We start from the raw sequence: 19,388 nt of genomic DNA on the forward strand, positions 1-19,388 counted from the left end.
GATCGTATATGCAACATCTGACGCGCTGCTTTGTGATCCTGCTCTTCATCGCGGCACTTGCCGTTCCTGCGGCTGCTGCGGAGAACAGGTACGGTTATATCACAGTCCAGAGCGTCGATATCGCGCTTGCCAATCAGGATGCCACGGTGACGCTGAATTACACGATCGACGAGGGTGTCCAGCTCCTTGTACAGTTCCTTGGCATGAGCGATCTCCGCACGAAGGTGCTCTCGATCGCAAACTTCGAGAACGCCGAGATCATGGCGATCGATATGGATCATGCCGTCATCCGGGTGGCCGGGGCAGGCCTCGACTACGGCGACGGGGCGTACTGGTTCCCGAAGCATGATTTCGGCGCGGTAATCCCCCTTATGACGGTGAGTTCGCCTCAGGACTCCCGCACTTTTGTCAACATGAGCGCGTTCCCCCGGGGAATGGGGTATTTCAGGGCGTAAACGCGTTTCTGATAACTTCTTCCTCTTTTTCCTTCTTTTCAATCCAGCGGTTGACGACCGACTGGATGTAGACGCCGGCGAAGGCAAGGACAAGTCCGCCGATCATCGCAAAGACGGCGTACTGGATCCCGATCACGTCCTTGAACGGGAAATTTTCGATATCTGAAAGGGAGAGCATGTAGATGCTGATCCCATAGATGATGATCCCGATGGCGCTGATAAAGAAGGGGAGGACGATCACCCTGCCAAGGTCGTGGGTCTCGTTGAGGTAGACGTCGATGATCCGCCCGATCGAGCTGATGAGCCCGGCCGCCGTGAACCACCCAATCGCCCCGTAGGCGAAGGTAAGGACGTAAAAAAGGAGCCCTTCGTCAGAATAGTAGACAAGGAGGCTATAGAGCCCGATGATGATGCCGACGATCACAAAGAGGATCGCCGTGATATAGGAGACAAAGGTGACCCTGCCCCGGCGCAGGGCGACCTGGAGGGAGGTGATGGTGTAGCCGAAGAACTCGTCGAAGCCGAGACCTTTGAAGAGGAGGTAGAATCCAATCGCCCCGACGACGACAATCGTCGCTCCTTCTGGATAACCGATGAGGTAGGCGATCGCGTAGATGAGCATGCCGAGCCCGACCGGGATCAGGACCGTCCGCGCGACCTTCGGGTCGTCGAGGAGTTTTTTTATGATATAATAGGTGCCTTCGAGGTTTGGCATCTGGGCGACGATCACCCGCCTAATCCCGCTCACCTGAAGGCGCGACTGTATGATCGGCAGGACATACTCGTCTTCGACGCCGTCTGATATGAGGATGCAGGATGAAACGCGGGTCTTTTCCAGGATTCTGTCGAGGTCGTCGCCGATCTTGCGATCGCCTTCGAGCATATGCATGTGGTTTCCGGTCAGGATGACAACCTCGACCTCTTCTCCCCGTCCCGCAAGTTCGTCGTGGGTCTTTACGGCCTGGAAGATGGCATTGACGTCTGAATCCTCTGGATCAGCCAGAGCGAGCGTGCTTGCTGCATCGAGACATGCCTCTCGCCCGATTATCGGGCTCCTGACGCCTGCCTTGTAGCCGAGGTCGTCGTCCCGATCGATACAGAGGATAAGAGTCCTGCCGATAACCATCTGATTAGAAATTATCTTCAAACTAATAAATAATTGCTAGAAGGTCGAAAAAAAGATTATTAAAGAAGTTTGGAGCGCTGCAGGAGAAGGATGTCGTCGGTGGTGAGCTTCTCGCCGCCCTTGAAGAGCTGGAAGATCCGTTCGGCTTCCTGGCGGACTTCCCGCTGCTCCTTGGTGACCTTCGTCTTCTTCTTCTTCTTGTTGCGCAGTCCGGAGATGACTTTGTCATAGTCCCGCAGCTCTTTCTGGCAGGTGATGAAGGCCTGGTGCTCTTCGTCAGCCGCCTCCTGTGCTTCTACGAAACTCTTGTGCTCGGCGTCGGCCGCCTCGCGCGACTGGTCTGCCTTGCGGTAGAACTCCACCATCAGGTCGTGATGCTTCTGTGCGAGTTCAGCGATATTGGTGACGGTGTCGTGGATGTCGGACGCTTCTTTTCTGAGGTCGCGGGCTGTCTGGAGTTTGGTCTTGAGCTCTTTATTCTGCTCAAGTTCGTCTTCCTGCTCCTTGATGGCGGCCTTCATGTGCTTGATCTTGTCGATCAGCTCGCGCTCTTTGTCGGTGGAGAATACTTCGGTCTGCTGCCGGAATTCCATCAATTCGATCTGCCGCTGGATTTCCTTGATGCTTGAACTCTTCTGAAAGGCCGAGTGGTCCTTTTTAAAAGACTCTATCTCTTCAAAATATTCGTTGGCCTTCGCGTTGAGTTCGTTTCTCTTCTCCTTGAGCGCCTGGACCTCGTTGTTGTATTGGTCGCGGAGCTCCTTGTTTTTCTGCGCTTCCTCGACGAACTCCCGGGTCTGACCGTTGAGTTTATTTCGCTCTCGTGCGTGGGTGCTGGCCGCAGCATTCAGTTCATTACGCCTGTTTTTGTGTTGTTCAGACTCAGAAAGTGCTTTTTTTCTCTTTTCGATCAGTTCGTCCAACATGCTCTACCAATCCTCAAATTTCAATACCAGTGTATATGCGCCATCGGGCTCTGATGCACGGGAACACCTGCAGGAAGATGAGGTAATACAGAGGAAAATGATACAACAAAAGATACCTTCCGGACCAGGGGTGTGTATCCTCTGATTCGTGTGGTCACAACGCTGTTCATAGTGTTCAACTCCGATACCCTCAGGAGGCGACCGGCGAAGCCGGCGTGTCCAATTGCACCGTGGTGATCCGCGATGGGTTATACCAGGATTTCTAACAAATTGGGGTTTTCTACGTATTAATGTTTTCGCAGGGCCCCGGGCGATCCGGCCGTCTCAGCGGGGTTTTGCGGGCATGAGCCTACGCTCTCTGCCGCGCCCGGGAGAAAACCCTGTTCTCAAAAAAAGATCAGAGGAAGTCGATCAGGTGCCCGCTGGTGCGATCGCCTGCCATGTTCCGCTGTTGACCGCCGCGTCCTGTCGCCATCGGCTGTGCCACGGGCTGATAATTGCCGCGGTGACCGCCGAGGATCTGAGCGCTCTTGACGCCGGTCATGATTGCCATCACCCTGACCTTGCCCTCGTAGTCGTTGTTTACGCGCGCACCCCAGATCACGTCGGCGTGCGGGTCGAGCTCGTAGGTGAGCGAGCTTGCGATCTCCTCGGCGTCCTGGAGGGTGAGGTCGCTGCCGCCGGTGATGTGGATCAGGCTGCCGGTCGCCCCGCGGTAGTCGATGTCCAGGAGCGGGTGGGAGAGGCACTCGTGGACGACGCTCTCAGCCTTGTTCTGCTGTTTGCTCTCGCCCACAAGCATGCAGGCGACGCCGCCCTTGCTCATGATCGCCCTGACATCTGCATAGTCGATGTTGATCAGGGAGGGCTGGGTGATCGTCTCTGAGATGCCCTTGACCGTTTCGGCGATGAGCTGGTCCATCACCGAGAATGCCTGCCCGAGGGGGAGGTTGGGGACATAGTTGATGAGCCTGTTGTTGTCCAGGACGATGACCGAGTCCGCGCTGCTGCTGAGCTGCTGGAGCCCCTCCTCTGCACGGAGGAGTCTGGCCTTCTCAACCTGGAAGGGGTAACTGACCATGCCGACGACGATAGCGCCCTGCTCTTTGGCGATCTGCGCCACAACGGGGGCAACGCCGGTGCCGGTGCCGCCGCCCATGCCTGCCGTGATGAAACAGAGGTCTGCTGTCTCGAGGAGCTTTTCCAGAGTTGGCCGTGCCATCTCGGCCGCCCTCTTGCCGACGTCGGGGAATCCGCCGGCACCAAGGCCCTTGGTGAGGGACTTGCCGATGAGCACGCGCTTGTCGGCCTGGATCATGTCCAGGTGCTGCTTATCGGTGTTGACCGCAATGGTCTCCGCTCCTGACACCTGCATGTGATAGAGCCTGTTGATCGTGTTGTTGCCGGCGCCGCCGCAGCCGACGATGACGATGCGCGGCTGGCCGAGGAAATCGTCCTCATCGCCAATGATGCCGTCCCTGTTCTTTCCTCGTTCGATCTCTGCGTTTTTCATCGCTTCGTTTATGATGGTCTGCATTCATTGCCTCCTAAACCTTGAATGACACCTGGTCGCTTTCCCTCATCGCCCGATCTCCGCGCCTCTCGACTAACTCACGTACCGCGTGTCGTACCGCCTCTGACACGGTGGGGAATTCGCCACTATCGACAAGTCGTTGAAGCATTTCGACCTGCTGCCGGGGGAGTCTGATCGTGATCCGTTCCATCTTCTGCCTCGGGGGATCTGACAAATGGCTGGCAATTGTCTGCCAATTGTCAGACAGAATGATGCCTTCTGTCTGATCGGTGCGCCAGACTAATCAACTAACTCCTGTATTGTTTATAAATATTACTATTTTATTTTCTATGAAAGAGTATTGTTATATGCGATGGACTCGCAAATTTGCGATATACTGATTCTATGTCCAGAAATAACCCCGGCAAGGTGATCCATGGCGGTACGGTGCGCTGGCATCAGAGGCACTCCACGGAAAAGATCCTCGATTTCAGTGCGAACCTCAATCCCTTTCCTCCCAATGTCCCTCTCGAGCTTGATGCAGGTGCCATCGGCGCCTATCCCGACGACCGGTATGAAACCCTCAAAGAGGCGATATCCGAAGTATTTCGGCGCGATGTCGAAGAGATCGCCGTCGGAAACGGATCGGTGGAGGTGATCCGCACCTATTGTACCTCGACACTTGGCGCGGGGGACCGTGCAGCCATTTTTGAACCGACGTTTGGCGAGTACGGGATGGCCGTCCGCCTCTGCGGGGGCGAGGTCACATCAGATCCTGCCGGTGTTGCGGTCAGGTTCCTCTGCAATCCCAACAATCCTGACGGTGCGCTCACGCCGCGCACGGCTGTGCTGGCCCTTCTCGACGAACTTGGACCGGCCCAGAGGCTTTTTGTGGACGAGGCCTTCATCGAACTCTCCGACCCCGCGGCGAGCGTCTCCGACATCAGAGATCCGGCCCTCTTTGTTTCACGCTCCATCACCAAATCTTTTGCCGTCCCTGGCATTCGGTTCGGTTTCGGTTTCGGCGACCCCGACCTTGTTGCCGAGATGGAGACGAGGCGTCTCCCCTGGACGGTGAACGCATGCGCAGAGAGTTTTACGATCGCCGCCCTCGCGCATTACCATGACCTCGAGGAGTCGAGGCGCCTGATCCGCATCGAACGTGCATGGCTTGAAGGCGCCTTCAAGCGCATCGGTCTCTCACCTCTCCCCTCCTCGGCGAACTATCTCCTCGTTCCCCTGCCCTGCGAGGCGGCGGCGGTCTGTGCCGCTCTCTCCGCACACAGGATCCTTGTGCGGGACTGCGCCTCGTTCGGGCTTCCGCAGGCGATCAGGGTGGCGGTGCGGACCCGTGAGGAGAACAGGATTCTGATGGAGGCCCTCCCTGCATGCTTGCCCTGATCCTTGCCGGGGGGCTTGGTTCACGTCTTAATATGGGGGAAAAACCCCTGGTCCAGGTCTGTGGGACGCCGATGATCGAGTACGTGATCAGGGCCTTCTCGGGCGGCGGGCACCGGGTGATCGTCGTCAGTTCGCCAAAGACCCCGTTCACCCGGAACTGGTGCCGGGCGCATGGCATCGATATCTATCCCGCTTCTGGCCGGGGATATGTGGAGGACATCGTGGAGGCCGTCACCGAGATCGGCGAGGACGGGCCGGTCTGCACCTCGGTGTCAGATATACCCTGCATCGATCCCGGTATTGTGGGGCGTATCATGGCTGCCTATCTGGAGGCAGGCACACCTGCGCTCTCAACCTGGGTGCCGTCTTCCCTCTGCCGCGGTTCGGCCCTCAGGTGTTCGTACCGCGAATCCATCCTGGGCGTGCCCGCATGCCCTGCAGGGGTGAACATCCTCAAGGGCGACCTGATCGAAGAGGAGCAGGCAGAGCACCAGCTCCTTCTTCAAGAACCCGCCCTCGCCCTCAATGTGAACGCCCCGGAGGACCTCGCCCTTGCGGCGCGCATCCTCTGCCCGGGTGCTGGCGGACCGGGTGGCGGTCAGGGGCACTGATCCTGATTTTTATCCCGACGAAATCATATTATCCTCTTAAACCGACATTTCTCTATGCAAACGTCCCGCGAGATCGAACTTGAAGGACATATCATCGACTCCGGCATCATGACGCTCGTCTTTGACCGGATCATGGATATGGGCGGGAATTTCGAGATCCTGATCTTCGAGGTCGGGAAGAAGAAGACGGATCCGAGTTATGCCAGACTCAGTGTGAACGCCCCTGACGAATCCCGCCTGGAGGGGATCCTCAGCGAACTCTACCGCCTTGGCGCTCACCTCCCGGTGGTGGCCGACGCAACGCTGGCCCCTGCAGAGGGGGATCGGATCGTCCCGAAGGGGTTCTACTCGACGACCAACCACCCGACCTGGGTGAAATACGAGGGCGAGTGGATCCCGGTCGAGGACATTGAGATGGACTGTCTCCTCGTCGTGGACCCGGAGGCGCGGCGGGCGCGCTGCCTGCCGATCTTCAAACTGAAAAAGGGCAGCCTCGTCGTCGTCGGTGAAAACGGCGTCAGGGTCGCTTACCCCGAGCGCCCGCGGGAGAAGAGCGAGTTTGAGTTCATGCACGGGACGGTCTCGCCTGAACGCCCATCAGAAACCCTGATAGAGCAGATTGCGGCAGAAATCCTTGAGATTAAAAAGTCAGGCGGCAGGATCGTCCTCGTTGGCGGTCCGGCGATCATCCACACCGGCGGGGGCCCGGCGCTTTCCCGGCTCATTCGGGACGGGTATATTCACGTCCTCTTTGCCGGCAATGCCCTCGCCACCCATGACATCGAGTCGAACCTCTTCGGGACCTCCCTGGGAATGGACATCAAGACCGCAAAACTTGTCACGGGCGGGCACAAGCATCACATCATTGCCATCTCCGAGATCCTGCGGGCGGGATCGATCAAAAACGCCGTTGAACAGGGTGTCGTCACCGGCGGGGTGATGTATGAGTGCGTCAGGCACGATGTTCCTTTCGTGCTCGCAGGGTCGATCAGGGACGACGGCCCGCTCCCTGACGTGATCACCGACGTGATGGAGGCCCAGGATGCGATGCGCTCACATCTCAAGGGCGTGAAGATGGTCCTGATGGTGGCCACTCTCCTCCACTCGGTGGCGGTCGGCAACTGCCTGCCCTCCTCGGTAAAAACGATCTGCGTGGACATCAACCCGGCCTCCCTGACCAAACTGATGGACCGCGGGACGTCGCAGGCGATCGGGATCGTCTCCGATGCCGGGACGTTCTTCCCGATGCTTGCCAGAAAACTCGAGATTCTCTCGAGAAAAGTCAGCGAGTGAGGGGCATGCACCAGGGCCGCTCGTTCGCGAGGACGAACTCCCACTCTTTTTTACAGCCGCACTCGATCTCGGCCAGGGCCCGGATCAGTTCCACGTCGCCGGTCAGGGCGTATTCGTTGATGCCCGCGACGATCTCGCGGTCGTGGGTTCCACAGTTGTGCGGGCCCCTGATGTAGCCGCCGCCGACCGGATCGCAGAAGACCGGGACACCCGGGTCCACGTTGCCGAGCACCTCAAGAATACTCCAGAGGTACGGCGGCCGGTAGGCCCCGTCCCGCCAGAACCGTTCGAGCTCGGTCCGTTTCTGGACGGTGCAGGCGTTCATGGAGATCATCCCGCAGTATGGCGCCACCGCAGCGATGGACTGTTTCATATCGTCTATTGCTTCCTGTTCGGTCAGGAACAGGGGTTTTAAGAGCAGGTATGCCTTGACGCCTGCACCGGCGGCAGAGGCGCGCTGCCATGCGGCGATGTAGTCTGCAAAGGAGAAGCCCTTTCTGATCGACTTCTCCCTGATGGCGTCGTCCGTGGTCTCAAGCCCCATGGCGACGTGGAAGGGGGTGTCGATCGCTCCGGTGTCGAGTCCAGTGACCATCGCCTCCACCGCATCTCCATCCACATATTCGGGGCGGGTCTCGACGATGACGACCTTCCCGGCGAACGCCCGGGCGACGTCTTCCCTGAACGCCGGCGGCACTTCGACGGGGTCGAGGAAACTCCCTGAGGTGAAGATCTTCACCATGCCGATCTGCGTGAGGTCGAAGGTGTCGAGCACCCACGAAAGCTGGCCGCGCAAGGATGTGAGCAGTTCGTCAGGCGAGGCCCCGAACGAGCCGTCGAAACGGTAGCCGCACATGAGGCACCGGCGGTACGAGCACCCGCCGCTTTTGAAGATGATGGTGAGGGAACCCAGGACCTCCCCCTCGTACCGGTCGTTTCCGGTCCATGAAGCCAGTGGTTTGATCGGTGCAACAGATATCATTAACACCTCATTCGTTGATCTCCTCAGTATGAAAAGGATTGGATTATCCCTGTTCTGCCTCCTCTGCCTCCTCCTTGCAGGGCAGGCCTCGGCAGCACAGGTGTATCTGAATGTTCCGGCTTCGGTCAACGCCGGCCAGCCCCTTGAGGTGACCGGGACCACCTCAGGTGCGAATCCTGGGTATGCGTTCGATCTCGTCTTCTACGACGCCACGTACACCAAGACGGAGCTTGCCCGGCAGCAGGTGGTGTTGCAGAAGGACGGAACATTTTCGGCGACGTTCTCGACCGACGGCCTGACTGCCGGCCAGTACTCGATCGAGATCCAGGAGCAGGGCGACGGCATCTTTGGCAGCACGAAAAAACCGGTGCTCCTTAAGATCGTGAACAGGACGGCTGATCTTACCGTATCCTCCCCACTGACCCAGGCGTACGACGGCACCCTTCTGGTCGCAGGCTCGATCAAAAATTATGGCAGTGAGGGCGTGCAGCTGACGGTGAAGACCGCGGCCGGGGACTCCGTCTTCTCTCCGCGCTATATCTCTACATCAAACGGTGCGTTCTCGCAGAAGGTGCCGATCCATGCAGGGGGTCAGTATGTCGCCGAGATCATGGACAACACCAGCTATGTCTGGACGATCAGGTACACGGTGACCGGCGGCGTGGCGACGACGGCGACCACAGAACCGTCCGTCGACGAGGGTCGGACTTATTCAGCCTCAGCGACGGCGTCCAGGACTGCACCTGCCTATTTTGCGGTGGCGACCCTCGGCGGGGCGGTGACGATCACCACCTCCTCGGGGATCGACTGGGTGCTCGAGTACATCGATGAGAACGGTGTGCGGACGACGGTAAACAACCAGGGGACATCGGCGCCCGAACGCGTCACCTTCCCGGCTGGCGGTGGCACGGTCTATGTGAAGGTGGCCCCGCAGCTCTATACCGATTCCGGGCGTGTGACCCTCACGGCCAGCAATGTGGCGTCGGTGGCTGTCGATGCCTCTGTGGCGGCGAAGTTCGGGGATCCGGTGCCGACGACGACACCGGCGAGTCCTCTTCCCCTCTGGGTCGTGCCTGCGGCGCTCGGGGCCCTCTTCCTGCTGCGGCGGCGCTGAACGGTATATCCCACATCTTTTTTAAGCGCCAGAACAATTATTTATGGCGTGCCGAGATAGTCTAGTCCGGGAAGGCGGCGGCCTTGAAAGCCGCTGGTGCTCGCACCTCGGGAGTTCAAATCTCCCTCTCGGCGTTAAGAATTCAAGTTCAATTCTTTTGGGGTCGATTTCAATCGCGCCCGTTATGCATCTCTTTTCACCCGGGGGTTACCATGAAATATATTTCATGGGTATGTTCCCGTACCCTTCCGGACTCACCTGCGATTCACCCTGCCCGTGTCGATTGGGTCAGAAGATAACACGTGACTCCGAAGAAGTGATCCCGTTCACTTCCTATTGCACCCGGCCGCGGAGCAAAGTCCTGCCGATCCACCGCCTTCTCGGTGTCCGCGTGCCGGCGGTGCACCCGACCGTGTGGATTGATCCGGGATGGCAGAGGTGCGATCCTTAAGAGGCTGCACCGATCTCCTTCTAATCGCAATCGGCAGGGGGTCCGGGGGGCGGCAGGCCCCCCGGTACGGGCGCACTGATCCGCTGCCTTCTCCACACTCACGCGCCCGCACTCCCTGACCACCGCGTGAGGATTGGACCGGGAAGGGTTGCACCCACTCCCTCGCCATCGAACCCGGCAGGCCCGCCAGACCGGCACACCTATACCGCCATCCGTGAATACCTTCCCTGAGTGTGAACCAGCGTGCCTGATAAGTCGGTGAATGATGTGACAGAAGAGGCGCCCCCCACAGAAGTGATGGAGCGGTGCGTGGAACAGGACCTTGATGGCCTCGTCGACCTCCTCTTCAATGGCGGGTCCAGAAACGTACGGGAGGACGCCGCCCTCGCGATCGGGATTCTGATGGGGGACGACGCCATTGAGCCGTTTATCGGTCTCTTTGCCCACGACGACCCCGAGATCAGGATGGTGGCGTCCTGGGGCCTCAACGCCATCGGTGCGCCGGCCGTCGGCGGACTTGTCGCTGCTCTCTCAGACGAAGACGCCATCATCAGAAAATGGGCAGTCTATACGCTCGGGTTCATCGGGGGCTGCAGGGCCGAGAGGGCACTCGCGCAGATGGTGGACGACGAGGATCCAGATGTCAGGTGGTGGGCGGCATGGGCCCTCGACCATATCCTGGAGATGCAAGGCACCTGCTGCTCGGGATGCTGATGTCTCTCCCTCCCATCCTTTGAAACACTTTTGTTTTCTTTTTTTCCATCTCTATTCTCAGGATCAAAAAAGAAATGTATTAAGTACTTAAATGGAGTTATTTTAACAGAGACGCATGCGCGCGATTGATGAGGGCAGATCTCTGGAGGCACTTGAGGAGCGATCCGGGGAAGACCTCTGGCAGAGGGTCTTCGATGCGATCGAGGACCCCATTTTTATCCAGAACGCCAGTGGCGTCATCCTCCGGGCCAACCGGGCTGCCGGCGCCCTGCTGGGACTGTCTGCCGAAGCACTTGTCGGCAGGTTCTGCTATGAGGTCGTCCATGGCACGGCGAGCTTCATCGAAGGGTGCCCTTTTGTCAGGTCATGGGCGTCGCGCTGCAGGGAGAGCTACACCCTCTTCATGCATGAACGGTGGTATCGGGTCACCATCGATCCCCTCCTCGATGCGAAACAGAACGTCGTGGGGGCAATCCATATCATCACCGATCTGAGCGAGATCAAACGGATCGATGAGTTAAGGTCACATCTCGCCGCAATCCTCGAGACCAGCGAGGACGCCATCGTCGGCACCGCCCTGGACGGGCGGATCCTCTCCATGAATGCATCGGCAGAACGTCTCTTCTGCTTTGATGGGGCAGAAAGCCAGCAGGTCACCGATTTCGTTCCTGACACACGAAAAGACGAGTGGAACGCGGCGATTTCGCGGGTGATCGGCGGCGATGCCGGAAAGCGTTTCGAGTCCGAGATCGTCGTCGGCGGAGAACGACTGGATATATCGGTCGGAATATCTCGTGTCCTCGATGAGAGAGGAGTTGTCGGCGGCATCTCCTTCATAATCCACGATCTGTCGGCGCAGCGGAGGGCCGAACGCGCCCTTGTGGCGTACGTGACCGAGGCGTCGCTGAGGATGAAGGTCCCGCTCGGCGCCGTTTCAGAGGAAGTTGACCGGGTGACCGCCCTCCTTGCCCGGGGAGCGATCACGCCCCTGGAGGCGGTCGCTATCCTGAAGGTCCAGAAAACTCATCTCGACCAGATCGCCCGGAATCTCGCCGATCTCGATCGCGCCGTCGCTCGCTCTGACGGAGAGATCCCTGAGGCGTACCGGCGATTTTTTGCCGGAGAATAGTGGTATCGACCCGTTCACACCCTATTATTGTGCATATGGCTTTGTTGAATCCCTCGACCACTACAAGAACCACGATCGCCTGAATCGCCTTGGTGAGGTTATGGAGTATCAGTTTGATCTTGATCTCCTTGATCTGGTACCAAAATATTCGTGCTTTCAGCCCCTCTCCAAACTTTCTTTTCATGACCGAAAACGCTGTTTCGACCTTGTTTCTCTCAGCATACCGTTCAGCGTCAAAGGAGGCATACATCTCCTGCCTATATTTGCCCGAATAGATCTTTCCCTTCCATGTTCTGACTGGTATCACTGAATCAGCTCCAATCTCTTCCCGGATCTGGCGATGAAGTTCCTCTGAATCGTATCCTTTATCCATCACATAGCACCCGGTCTTTCTCGTCCTCCGGCACTGCCTGAGAAGTGGTGTTGCATGTTTTACGTCATGCACGGGTTTGAGCGAGATCTTGAAGGAGATGATCACTTGCTTGAGCGTATCTATCGCTATCGTGGTTTTCACGAAGTTTTTCCGCATCTTTCCAGTCCGCCAGGAATAATAATGACTGGCGTACGAACTGGTGAAACCTGAAGAATCGATGGCAGTTATTGGAATGATTTCACCCCAGGAATAGAAAGATTTCAGGGTTTTATTCAGGAGTATCGAGAAGATAGCAGAAGGAATCCGGGCCATGAACTTATGAATGGTCGAGTAGTGGGGAACCTGATCGAGCTGAAGGATCTCTTTGATCCCATCCATCAGATCGATGAGCTCAACGGTCGAGCGATAGTCAGTGCGAAGAGCTTCTCGAAAGAGAAGAATGGCCATGAGTTGATGCTGAGTATACGTTTTCCGGGAGTATTTGCAGGAATAAAGAGGCAGATGGGAAGATCGGAGTACTGAACAGATGCTTTCGATAAGGTTGATATACCGGTTCGTTGACACTATCTCTGCTCCTTGGGTTTTGTTTGGTCACATACACAAGGAGCAACGATTCTTATAGATCTTTGCTTGAGCGCGGAACCGGACTACTGGAGGGTTTCAACGAAGCCGTGCATATGTAATTTCGGAAGGTGTTTTTACTTTCAGCGCACAAACTCCCTACCTGAGGGAATGCTGAATGTGTGTTGCAGTTCCGGCTGAAGTAATCGAGATCAAGGACGGCAATATCGGCGTCGTTGATTATGGCGATCTCAGACAGGAGGTCAGGCTCGACCTGGTCGATGTCGAGATCGGCGAGTTCGTCCTTGTTCATGTCGGCTTTGCCATCCAGAAGCTGAGTCGTGAGGAGGGTCTGTCCACCAGAGAACTCTTCAAGGAAGTCTACGCGGCGATGGAAGAATAATGCACGAGTATAGCATCGCATACGACATCGCCGCCACGGCGCGGCGTGCCGCTCTTGAAAACCACGCCTCGCAGGTGAAAAAGGTCTGGGTCGACATCGGCGAGATCGCCATGGTCAACCCCGACCAGGTGAAATTTCTTTTTGATGCCATTATCGAGGACGATCCCCTCTTCAAAGGCGTTGTGATGGTCTGCCGTGAGATAAAAGTTACAAGCCGGTGTGACTGCGGGTATGAAGGCAATGAACGTTTTGTTTGTCCGCAGTGCGGCGGCCTTCCCAGGATCGTCGGAGGAAAAGAGATCGTTGTTTCCAACATTGAAATAGAAGTGGATGAGTCATGAAAGTCAACCTGATGCATGGTGCGGGCGGCGAGGTGATGGGCGAACTCCTCGGCGTTCTTACTAAATTTACCCACAAAAACGCCGGCGGGATCGGTCTCGAATCCCTGGACGACGGCGCAGTGATCCCGATTGGAGGCCTGAATATCGTGTTCACGACTGACAGCCATGTCGTCCAGCCGATCTTTTTCCCGGGCGGTGACATCGGCAGGATCGCCGTTTCAGGCACCATCAACGACCTGGCGATGATGGGCGGCCGGCCCATCGCCCTCTCCTGCGGCATGGTCATCGAGGAGGGGTTTGAGGTCGCCGACCTCGAGCGGATCGTCGCCTCGATGGACGGCGCCCTGGGAGAGGTCGGCGCCTCGATCGTCACCGGCGACACCAAAGTCCTCGAAAAGGGCGCTCTTGACGGGATCGTGATCAATACCGCGGGGATCGGCGTCGCGGAGAAGATCGTGCGGGACAACGGTCTCCTGCCCGGCGACGTGATCATCGCAAGCGGCACCATCGGCGATCACGGCATCGCCATCATGTCCCACCGGGAAGGCTTCGATCTCGGCGAGCAGATCAGGTCAGACGTCTCCCCTCTCTGGGGGATGGTGGAACGGGCGCTCGCCGCCGGGGAGATCCACTCGATGAAAGACCCGACGCGCGGCGGGTTTGCAAACGCGATCAACGAGATGGCGAGCAAAAGCCGTGTGCATGTCGAGATCGAGGAGGAGGCCCTCCCGATCAGGACGAGCGTCCGGAGTGCCGCCGCCATGCTCGGCATCGACCCGCTCGAAGTCGCCAACGAGGGCAAGGCGATCATGGGCGTCGCCGCGGAGGATGCCGAAGCAATCCTCGCCGCCCTGCGGTCCCATCCCTATGGGCGGGACGCCGCCATCATCGGGAGAGTCGTTGAAGGGCGTGATGTCGTGATGAAGACAAAGATCGGCGGCGAGCGCTATATCGAACCGCCGGTGGGCGACCCGGTCCCCCGGGTCTGCTGAAGGCCGGTCATATGAACGTTCGGCCATCGTGCGTGCTGAAAAACGTCACCCTCCCGGGCGGGCGGGTGACCGACCTCACCCTCGACGGAGGGCAGGTGCTCCATGCCGGTGCGCCGGGCCGGGCCGAGGAGACGATCGACACCGCGGGTCTGGTCTGCGTCCCTGCGGCGGTGGATATGCACACCCACCTCAGGGGCGGGGGCCAGCGCCAGAAGGAAGACTGGCGGAGCGGGACGACGAGCGCTCTTTTCGGCGGGGTGACGGTCGTTGTCGACCAGCCGAACACCGTCCCGCCGCTGACGACGCCCGACGTCTTTTCCGCGCGGGTGCGAGAGGCAGAAGAGGAGGCCGTCTGCGCCTTCGGGATCAACGGTGGCGTCGTTCCCGGCGCAGACCTCGCCGGCCTCTGGCATGCCGGGGCCCTTGCCTTCGGCGAGATCTTTGCCGGCCCTTCCAGTTATGGCGCCGCCGTGCCCCCAGATATCCTTCGTGAGGCGCTGATCGCCCTGCGTGACCTCGGCGCCCTCGCCACGGTCCATGCCGAGGATCCCCTGCCCGGAGCGCCCGCGGACCTGCCAGACCACGACCGCCTCAGGCCGGCCCTGACCGAGGCGGAGGCCGTGAGGGCGGTCTGTGCCCTCCTGTCCCCGGGCGGGCGAGTCCACTTCTGCCATATGAGCACCGCCGCAGCCGTGGACGCCGCCTGCGGCACCGTCGAGGCGACGCCGCACCATCTCTTTCTCTCATGGGAACGCTTCGACCGGGACGACACCCTGGCGCGGGTCAACCCTCCTCTCCGCACAGAGCGGGAGCGAAAAGCACTCTGGAGCCGCTGGGAAAGGATCGACGCCGTCGCCTCCGACCACGCGCCCCACACAGCTGCCGAGAAGGGCGCTCCTTTCCCCGATGCCCCCTCGGGCATGCCGGGTGTCGAGACGATGCTACCCCTCCTCATCGCGGAGGTTTTTGCCGGGAGGATCACGCTGGAATCGGTGATCGAGAAGACTTCCTCCAGCCCGGCCCGGATCCTCGGCATCCCGAAGGCCGGGTTTGAGCCCGGCGACCGGGCGGACTTCGCCTTCTATTCCCGAAAGACGGTGCGGATCGATCCCGATGCGCTCCACGCGAAATGCCGGTGGACGCCGTTCGAGGGTATGCCGGCGTCGTTCCCGGAGATCGTGGTGATGGGCGGGCGCTGTGCCGTGAGAGGCGATGATCTCCTCTCCTCCCGCGGGCGGTGGATCCCGGGGAAGGGCTATTTATCCCTGAGCGCCCAATAGATCTGTGCCGATACATGCACATCCATAGGTCCCCGGGCGATCGACTGGCAGAGCCTGGATATGAGCTTCGGGACAACCCGGATGTGCGACAGGCGCGCCCGGCGCATGGGTTATACCGGTGAGGTACGGCACAAGCCACCGATGAACAACGGTTGTTAGCGCCGGGCGACACGGAGATGACCGATGCCTCTTCTTGAAGATGCCGTTTCCGGTTCAGACGACCATGCCGTGATAACGCTCGACGTTTCGGCCGGTTCGAAAAAAGACTCTTTTCCGTCGGGCTATAATCCCTGGCGCAGTGCCGTCGAGTGTCATGTCTCAGCCCCGGCCGTCGGCGGAAAGGCGAATAAAGCAATCATCGGCCTTGTAGCAGAGGCATTTGGGGTACAGAAATCGGCGGTGCATATCCTTTCGGGCGCCACCTCGACAGTCAAAAGAGTGGAGATCACGGGTCTATCGAGGCTCCGGGCCATCACAGTGTTAAAAGGCTGCATTTCTGTTTAATACTGGAATATCCTCGGTTTTTGCAGATTTTCCCGTGGGGTGCATGTATAAGTACTTGGGGAATATATCTACTATTGTTATCTATGGGCTGTCATAGTATTACTGGTATGACATATCCTGGAGGCTTATTATGTATTCATCAGATACGACCAAGTATCTCATTCACATCAATCTTCATGCAGAGGGGGTGGTCGAGAAACCTGATGTAGTCGGCGCTATATTCGGCCAGACTGAAGGGTTGCTCGGCGAAGACCTCGACCTGCGCGATCTCCAGCGCACCGGGCGGATTGGACGGATAGACGTCCACATAACGAGCAAAAAAGGAGAGACGCGCGGCGAGATACTGATATCTTCATCCCTTGACAGAGCTGAGACTGCAATTCTTGCGGCCTCTCTGGAGACGATCGACCGTGTCGGCCCGTGCATCGCACATGCATCGGTCGAACGGATCGAGGACATCAGGGTCACCAAACGAAAGAAGATTGTGGACCGTGCAAAGGAGCTGCTGCTCAACCATTTTGACGAGGCTTCCATCGACTCCACCGAACTCCTCGACGATGTCAGGGAGTCGATGCGTATCGAAAAAATCGGCGTTCTGGGTGACGAACGGGTGCCGGCCGGTCCGAACGTTCTTGACTCGGACGCGATCATCATCGTCGAAGGGCGGGCCGATGTGATCAACCTCCTCCGCTACGGCATTAAAAACGCCGTTGCGGTCGAGGGGACAAAGGTGCCCGCCGTGATCACCAAACTCTCCGAGATAAAGACGGCAACCGCCTTCCTTGACGGCGACCGGGGCGGCGACCTGATCCTCAGGGAGCTCCTGCAGGTCGCGGACATTGATTATGTGGCGTTCTGCCCCCGCGGCAAGAGCGTCGAAGAGATCACCAGAAAAGAGATCATCAAGTCCCTGCGGAACAAGGTGCCGGTGGAATATCTCAAGGAGCAGATCGCTGAGGGCAAGGACAGTCCTGCCCCTGAACCTGAGATACCGGTGCAGGAAAGTCAGGTGATTGTCAGCGAAACGAACGGGGCGATCGAGGAGAGCGTTCCTGAAAAGACTGTTCCTGATGGCTCGATGACGCTCGAGCAGCAGATCCGCGGCGTCGAGGGGCAGAGTATCGCACGCTTTCTCACCTCTGATTACGCCCTTGTCGGTGAGGTCAGGGCCGGCGACGTCGAGCAGGCCCTCGAAAAGATCGACGCCGATGTTTCGGGGATTATCCTTGACCGTCCGGTGGATCAGAAACTGATCGATGCTTTTCTGTCCCGCGGGCTCGAGTTCGTTGCCGCTCCGGAATTTCGCAATATCGTCAAGCGGCCGTTGTCCCTGAGGCTCATGAAAATACGAAAGAGCGATCACTGAGGAAATCTATATATTATAAAATTTCCTATTTATCTTTCCCGGTCTGGACATGCATAAGGAAGAATTGATTACGTTGCATCAGATCCTTGTTGAGATCAAGGATTATTTTGAGATGATGAATCCGGATCTGAAGTTCCCGCAGTACTACGCACTCAAAATCAACCCTTCACAGATCCACAAGAGCAAACTCGAGCATAAGCACGCCATTTTTGTGCTTGGACAGGAGCTTGCCAATGCCATGAAGGATATTGAATTTACGGGATCTGCCCGGATATCTGCCCGCATGAAGGAACTTGCGGAAAGAACGGTGAAAGAGATCGAACGAGATATGGAGTGAGAGGGGCAGACCCCTGCTCTGTATCGCTGGAAAAAATTACCTTCCAAATTCCTGCTCTTTTCCGATGAGGTAGCGCGCCATCAGACTCGGGATCGGCGCCGCCATGCAGTGCCAGTTCGGCGTCCCGTTCACTTCGAGGACCGTATATCCGCCGTCGAGCGGAAGGAGGTCGACACCGCAGTAGTCGGCACCGACCGCCTCGGCGGCTCCGGCTGCAATCTCCTGCATGGCAGGGTCGATCTCCACCGGCGTTCCGATCCCTCCCTGGTGGATGTTATGGGTGAGATGCGGCGACCTCCTGCAGATCGCCCCGACAGCCCGGCCCTCGATGACAAAGACGCGGTAGTCCCGGTCGTTCTCCACATATTCCTGGAGATAATAGGGCGCGTCGCGGAGGTCATCGACCGACGAAACCATCCTGACATCGATCCCGTCATAGCCGTACACGGGTTTAGACACCACGCTCCCGTGGCGTGCAAGGAACGCCTCGGCAAGAGGGCGTGAGGCCGTGAACAGGGTCTCTGGCGAGGGTATTCCCGACCTGAGGAGCAGGGCGGTCGTCTTCACCTTGCTTGCGCAGGTGGCGATGGCGTCAGGGGAGTTGACGACGTTGTTCTCCATGGAGAGGACGTCCAGGCACTCGAACTGGTGGATATCCTGCTTCATGCCGCAGACCCATATGGTGTCCCCGGTGATCGGTGAAGCCAGAGGGTCGATGGTGTCAAGGTCAAGGAGGCTGAATGCTGCGCCTTCGCGCCGGAGTTCTCTGATCACGGCGCCGGTGGAGTTGTCGCCCGGTGTGTCGGTCGGTTTGGGTACGATCCGTATCATGCTCTCATCCCTGTGGTCTCTGGTCGCCTGTGTACTCCCAGAGGTCAGGGGCGAACAGGGATGAACCTATCGGTTGAGGCCTCATTCCCCGATCTCGCCAAGGCTTGCCTCGGCCTTCTCGATCATGATCTGCATCGCCCTGGCCTTTGCCCGTGCAACCGGAGTATGTCTCTTTTGCAGCTCGAAAACCGCCTCTTCATAGAGCTGGTGCGCCCTTTTCGCCCGCCGTTCAGGTCTGGAAACATCCCGGTCCTCTTCTCTGAGATGGTTGATCTCCTCACGCACTGTTAAGAGTTCCTGGTACATCTCCTCAAGGCTCTGCCTGATCTGCTCCTCGTCGTCCGGTCCGCCCGTTTCTGTGGCAGGCAGCACCTCCCCCTCCTCCAGAAGCGCTTTCATCTCCGCATCGATATCGCCCACTTTTTCATCGATGAGCAGGCACAAGGGGCTCTTTTTTGCAGGAGAATTCTTGCCTTCAGGCGCGTAGGTGACCTCGATATCCGCACCCCGACGCACGACTCTCAGGATGCCGGACTCCCCGTTGTGGCTGATCAGCAGGGATCCCCGTTCTGGCGATCCGTTCTCTGCGACTGATGCTCCGATTCCGGTAAGACCTTTTACCAGATAGGCGAGGAATGCTGGATATGCACTGGCCAGGCTCCGTGCATAGTAGATATATGGCACT

General features: G+C 58.3%; 21 protein-coding genes, 1 tRNA gene and 1 pseudogene. 15 read left to right on the top strand and 8 right to left on the bottom strand.

Annotated elements, in window-relative coordinates:
* Nucleotides 1–8: 8 nt before the first annotated feature.
* A complete protein-coding gene (locus tag HWN36_RS01905) occupies nt 9–455 on the top strand; it encodes a hypothetical protein (protein WP_176787741.1) in 447 nt (148 codons plus the stop codon).
* On the opposite strand, the gene HWN36_RS01910 is transcribed toward HWN36_RS01905, so the two are convergent.
* The 4 genes from HWN36_RS01910 to HWN36_RS01925 form a co-directional block, all read right to left on the bottom strand.
* Entirely contained in the window at nt 445–1,581 is a 1,137-nt protein-coding gene (locus tag HWN36_RS01910) for a DUF373 family protein (RefSeq protein WP_176787743.1), read from the bottom strand. The genes HWN36_RS01905 and HWN36_RS01910 overlap by 11 nt on opposite strands.
* Nucleotides 1,582–1,640: 59 nt before the next feature.
* Nucleotides 1,641–2,507, bottom strand: coding sequence for a coiled-coil protein (locus tag HWN36_RS01915; protein WP_176787745.1), 867 nt, complete (start codon nt 2,505–2,507; stop codon nt 1,641–1,643).
* Nucleotides 2,508–2,904: 397 nt separating this feature from the next.
* Entirely contained in the window at nt 2,905–4,044 is a 1,140-nt protein-coding gene (gene ftsZ, locus HWN36_RS01920) for a cell division protein FtsZ (RefSeq protein WP_004038368.1), read from the bottom strand.
* A gap of 10 nt (nt 4,045–4,054) precedes the next feature.
* Entirely contained in the window at nt 4,055–4,231 is a 177-nt protein-coding gene (locus HWN36_RS01925) for a ribbon-helix-helix domain-containing protein (protein ID WP_004038369.1), read from the bottom strand.
* A 194-nt stretch (nt 4,232–4,425) separates the two neighbouring features.
* Here HWN36_RS01925 and HWN36_RS01930 point away from each other — a divergent pair, with 194 nt between their 5' ends.
* The 3 genes from HWN36_RS01930 to HWN36_RS01940 are packed head-to-tail and all read left to right on the top strand — an operon-like array spanning nt 4,426 to nt 7,325.
* Nucleotides 4,426–5,421, top strand: a complete 996-nt coding sequence (locus HWN36_RS01930) for a pyridoxal phosphate-dependent aminotransferase (RefSeq protein WP_176787746.1) — start codon at nt 4,426–4,428, stop codon at nt 5,419–5,421.
* Nucleotides 5,409–6,032, top strand: coding sequence for an NTP transferase domain-containing protein (locus tag HWN36_RS01935; RefSeq protein ID WP_176787748.1), 624 nt, complete (start codon nt 5,409–5,411; stop codon nt 6,030–6,032). Before HWN36_RS01930 ends, HWN36_RS01935 begins: the two co-directional genes overlap by 13 nt.
* A 54-nt stretch (nt 6,033–6,086) precedes the next feature.
* Nucleotides 6,087–7,325: an ornithine cyclodeaminase gene (locus HWN36_RS01940; protein ID WP_176787750.1), complete on the top strand. Its 1,239-nt coding sequence runs from the start codon at nt 6,087–6,089 to the stop codon at nt 7,323–7,325.
* Here HWN36_RS01940 and HWN36_RS01945 read toward each other — a convergent pair.
* Nucleotides 7,315–8,307 carry an archaeosine biosynthesis radical SAM protein RaSEA gene (locus HWN36_RS01945; RefSeq protein WP_176787752.1) on the bottom strand — a complete coding sequence of 331 codons (993 nt, stop codon included), beginning with the start codon at nt 8,305–8,307 and terminating at the stop codon, nt 7,315–7,317. The two genes, HWN36_RS01940 and HWN36_RS01945, sit on opposite strands and share 11 nt — an antisense overlap.
* Nucleotides 8,308–8,335: 28 nt before the next feature.
* Here HWN36_RS01945 and HWN36_RS01950 point away from each other — a divergent pair, with 28 nt between their 5' ends.
* The 4 genes and pseudogenes from HWN36_RS01950 to HWN36_RS01965 all read left to right on the top strand — a co-directional run.
* The gene (locus HWN36_RS01950) at nt 8,336–9,421 is read left to right on the top strand and encodes a hypothetical protein (RefSeq protein WP_176787754.1); all 1,086 of its coding nucleotides are present in this window, start codon (nt 8,336–8,338) and stop codon (nt 9,419–9,421) included.
* Nucleotides 9,422–9,471: 50 nt separating this feature from the next.
* A tRNA-Ser gene (locus HWN36_RS01955) sits at nt 9,472–9,555 on the top strand.
* 584 nt (nt 9,556–10,139) lie between these two features.
* Nucleotides 10,140–10,586, top strand: a complete 447-nt coding sequence (locus HWN36_RS12220) for a HEAT repeat domain-containing protein (RefSeq protein WP_176787756.1) — start codon at nt 10,140–10,142, stop codon at nt 10,584–10,586.
* 115 nt (nt 10,587–10,701) lie between these two features.
* Nucleotides 10,702–11,454: pseudogene (locus tag HWN36_RS01965) on the top strand (PAS domain-containing protein); the annotation flags it as partial.
* A 133-nt stretch (nt 11,455–11,587) separates the two neighbouring features.
* On the opposite strand, the gene HWN36_RS01970 reads toward HWN36_RS01965, so the two are convergent.
* On the bottom strand, nt 11,588–12,652 hold the full coding sequence (locus HWN36_RS01970; protein WP_343044905.1) for an IS5 family transposase: 1,065 nt from the start codon (nt 12,650–12,652) through the stop codon (nt 11,588–11,590).
* Nucleotides 12,653–12,827: 175 nt separating this feature from the next.
* On the opposite strand from HWN36_RS01970, the gene HWN36_RS01975 reads away from it, so the two are divergent.
* From HWN36_RS01975 to HWN36_RS02005, 7 genes are all read left to right on the top strand, one after another.
* Entirely contained in the window at nt 12,828–13,052 is a 225-nt protein-coding gene (locus tag HWN36_RS01975; RefSeq protein WP_130646558.1) for a HypC/HybG/HupF family hydrogenase formation chaperone, read from the top strand.
* The gene (locus tag HWN36_RS01980) at nt 13,052–13,393 is read left to right on the top strand and encodes a hydrogenase maturation nickel metallochaperone HypA/HybF (protein ID WP_176787759.1); all 342 of its coding nucleotides are present in this window, start codon (nt 13,052–13,054) and stop codon (nt 13,391–13,393) included. The genes HWN36_RS01975 and HWN36_RS01980 overlap by 1 nt, the downstream gene beginning before the upstream one ends.
* The gene (hypE, locus tag HWN36_RS01985) at nt 13,390–14,385 is read left to right on the top strand and encodes a hydrogenase expression/formation protein HypE (RefSeq protein WP_176787761.1); all 996 of its coding nucleotides are present in this window, start codon (nt 13,390–13,392) and stop codon (nt 14,383–14,385) included. Before HWN36_RS01980 ends, hypE begins: the two co-directional genes overlap by 4 nt.
* An 11-nt stretch (nt 14,386–14,396) precedes the next feature.
* On the top strand, nt 14,397–15,665 hold the full coding sequence (gene pyrC, locus HWN36_RS01990; RefSeq protein ID WP_176787764.1) for a dihydroorotase: 1,269 nt from the start codon (nt 14,397–14,399) through the stop codon (nt 15,663–15,665).
* Nucleotides 15,666–15,848: 183 nt separating this feature from the next.
* Nucleotides 15,849–16,169, top strand: a complete 321-nt coding sequence (locus HWN36_RS01995; protein WP_176787766.1) for a DUF167 domain-containing protein — start codon at nt 15,849–15,851, stop codon at nt 16,167–16,169.
* A 130-nt stretch (nt 16,170–16,299) separates the two neighbouring features.
* Nucleotides 16,300–17,535, top strand: a complete 1,236-nt coding sequence (gene dnaG, locus HWN36_RS02000) for a DNA primase DnaG (protein ID WP_176787768.1) — start codon at nt 16,300–16,302, stop codon at nt 17,533–17,535.
* 49 nt (nt 17,536–17,584) lie between these two features.
* Nucleotides 17,585–17,872 (top strand): UPF0058 family protein, encoded by a 288-nt coding sequence (locus HWN36_RS02005; RefSeq protein WP_176787770.1) that lies wholly within the window; start codon nt 17,585–17,587, stop codon nt 17,870–17,872.
* Between the two features lie 36 nt (nt 17,873–17,908).
* Here HWN36_RS02005 and HWN36_RS02010 read toward each other — a convergent pair whose 3' ends face one another.
* Both HWN36_RS02010 and HWN36_RS02015 read right to left on the bottom strand, forming a co-directional pair.
* A complete protein-coding gene (locus tag HWN36_RS02010) occupies nt 17,909–18,703 on the bottom strand; it encodes an ATP-grasp domain-containing protein (RefSeq protein WP_176787772.1) in 795 nt (264 codons plus the stop codon).
* 81 nt (nt 18,704–18,784) lie between these two features.
* Nucleotides 18,785–19,387 carry a hypothetical protein gene (locus HWN36_RS02015; RefSeq protein ID WP_176787774.1) on the bottom strand — a complete coding sequence of 201 codons (603 nt, stop codon included), beginning with the start codon at nt 19,385–19,387 and terminating at the stop codon, nt 18,785–18,787.
* Nucleotide 19,388: the final 1 nt, after the last annotated feature.

The organism is Methanofollis tationis (assembly GCF_013377755.1).
Classification (GTDB): domain Archaea; phylum Halobacteriota; class Methanomicrobia; order Methanomicrobiales; family Methanofollaceae; genus Methanofollis; species Methanofollis tationis.

Coding starts and splice junctions, on each gene's coding strand:
- hypE (WP_176787761.1), top strand. CDS start 13,390: ATGAAAGTCAACCTGATGCATGGTGCGGGCGGCGAGGTGATGGGCGAA.
- HWN36_RS01910 (WP_176787743.1), bottom strand. CDS start 1,581: ATGGTTATCGGCAGGACTCTTATCCTCTGTATCGATCGGGACGACGAC.
- HWN36_RS01945 (WP_176787752.1), bottom strand. CDS start 8,307: ATGATATCTGTTGCACCGATCAAACCACTGGCTTCATGGACCGGAAAC.
- HWN36_RS01930 (WP_176787746.1), top strand. CDS start 4,426: ATGTCCAGAAATAACCCCGGCAAGGTGATCCATGGCGGTACGGTGCGC.
- dnaG (WP_176787768.1), top strand. CDS start 16,300: ATGTATTCATCAGATACGACCAAGTATCTCATTCACATCAATCTTCAT.
- HWN36_RS02010 (WP_176787772.1), bottom strand. CDS start 18,703: ATGATACGGATCGTACCCAAACCGACCGACACACCGGGCGACAACTCC.
- ftsZ (WP_004038368.1), bottom strand. CDS start 4,044: ATGCAGACCATCATAAACGAAGCGATGAAAAACGCAGAGATCGAACGA.
- HWN36_RS01975 (WP_130646558.1), top strand. CDS start 12,828: ATGTGTGTTGCAGTTCCGGCTGAAGTAATCGAGATCAAGGACGGCAAT.
- HWN36_RS02005 (WP_176787770.1), top strand. CDS start 17,585: ATGCATAAGGAAGAATTGATTACGTTGCATCAGATCCTTGTTGAGATC.
- HWN36_RS01935 (WP_176787748.1), top strand. CDS start 5,409: ATGCTTGCCCTGATCCTTGCCGGGGGGCTTGGTTCACGTCTTAATATG.
- pyrC (WP_176787764.1), top strand. CDS start 14,397: ATGAACGTTCGGCCATCGTGCGTGCTGAAAAACGTCACCCTCCCGGGC.
- HWN36_RS01950 (WP_176787754.1), top strand. CDS start 8,336: ATGAAAAGGATTGGATTATCCCTGTTCTGCCTCCTCTGCCTCCTCCTT.
- HWN36_RS01995 (WP_176787766.1), top strand. CDS start 15,849: ATGCCTCTTCTTGAAGATGCCGTTTCCGGTTCAGACGACCATGCCGTG.
- HWN36_RS01980 (WP_176787759.1), top strand. CDS start 13,052: ATGCACGAGTATAGCATCGCATACGACATCGCCGCCACGGCGCGGCGT.
- HWN36_RS01940 (WP_176787750.1), top strand. CDS start 6,087: ATGCAAACGTCCCGCGAGATCGAACTTGAAGGACATATCATCGACTCC.
- HWN36_RS01915 (WP_176787745.1), bottom strand. CDS start 2,507: ATGTTGGACGAACTGATCGAAAAGAGAAAAAAAGCACTTTCTGAGTCT.
- HWN36_RS01905 (WP_176787741.1), top strand. CDS start 9: ATGCAACATCTGACGCGCTGCTTTGTGATCCTGCTCTTCATCGCGGCA.
- HWN36_RS01925 (WP_004038369.1), bottom strand. CDS start 4,231: ATGGAACGGATCACGATCAGACTCCCCCGGCAGCAGGTCGAAATGCTT.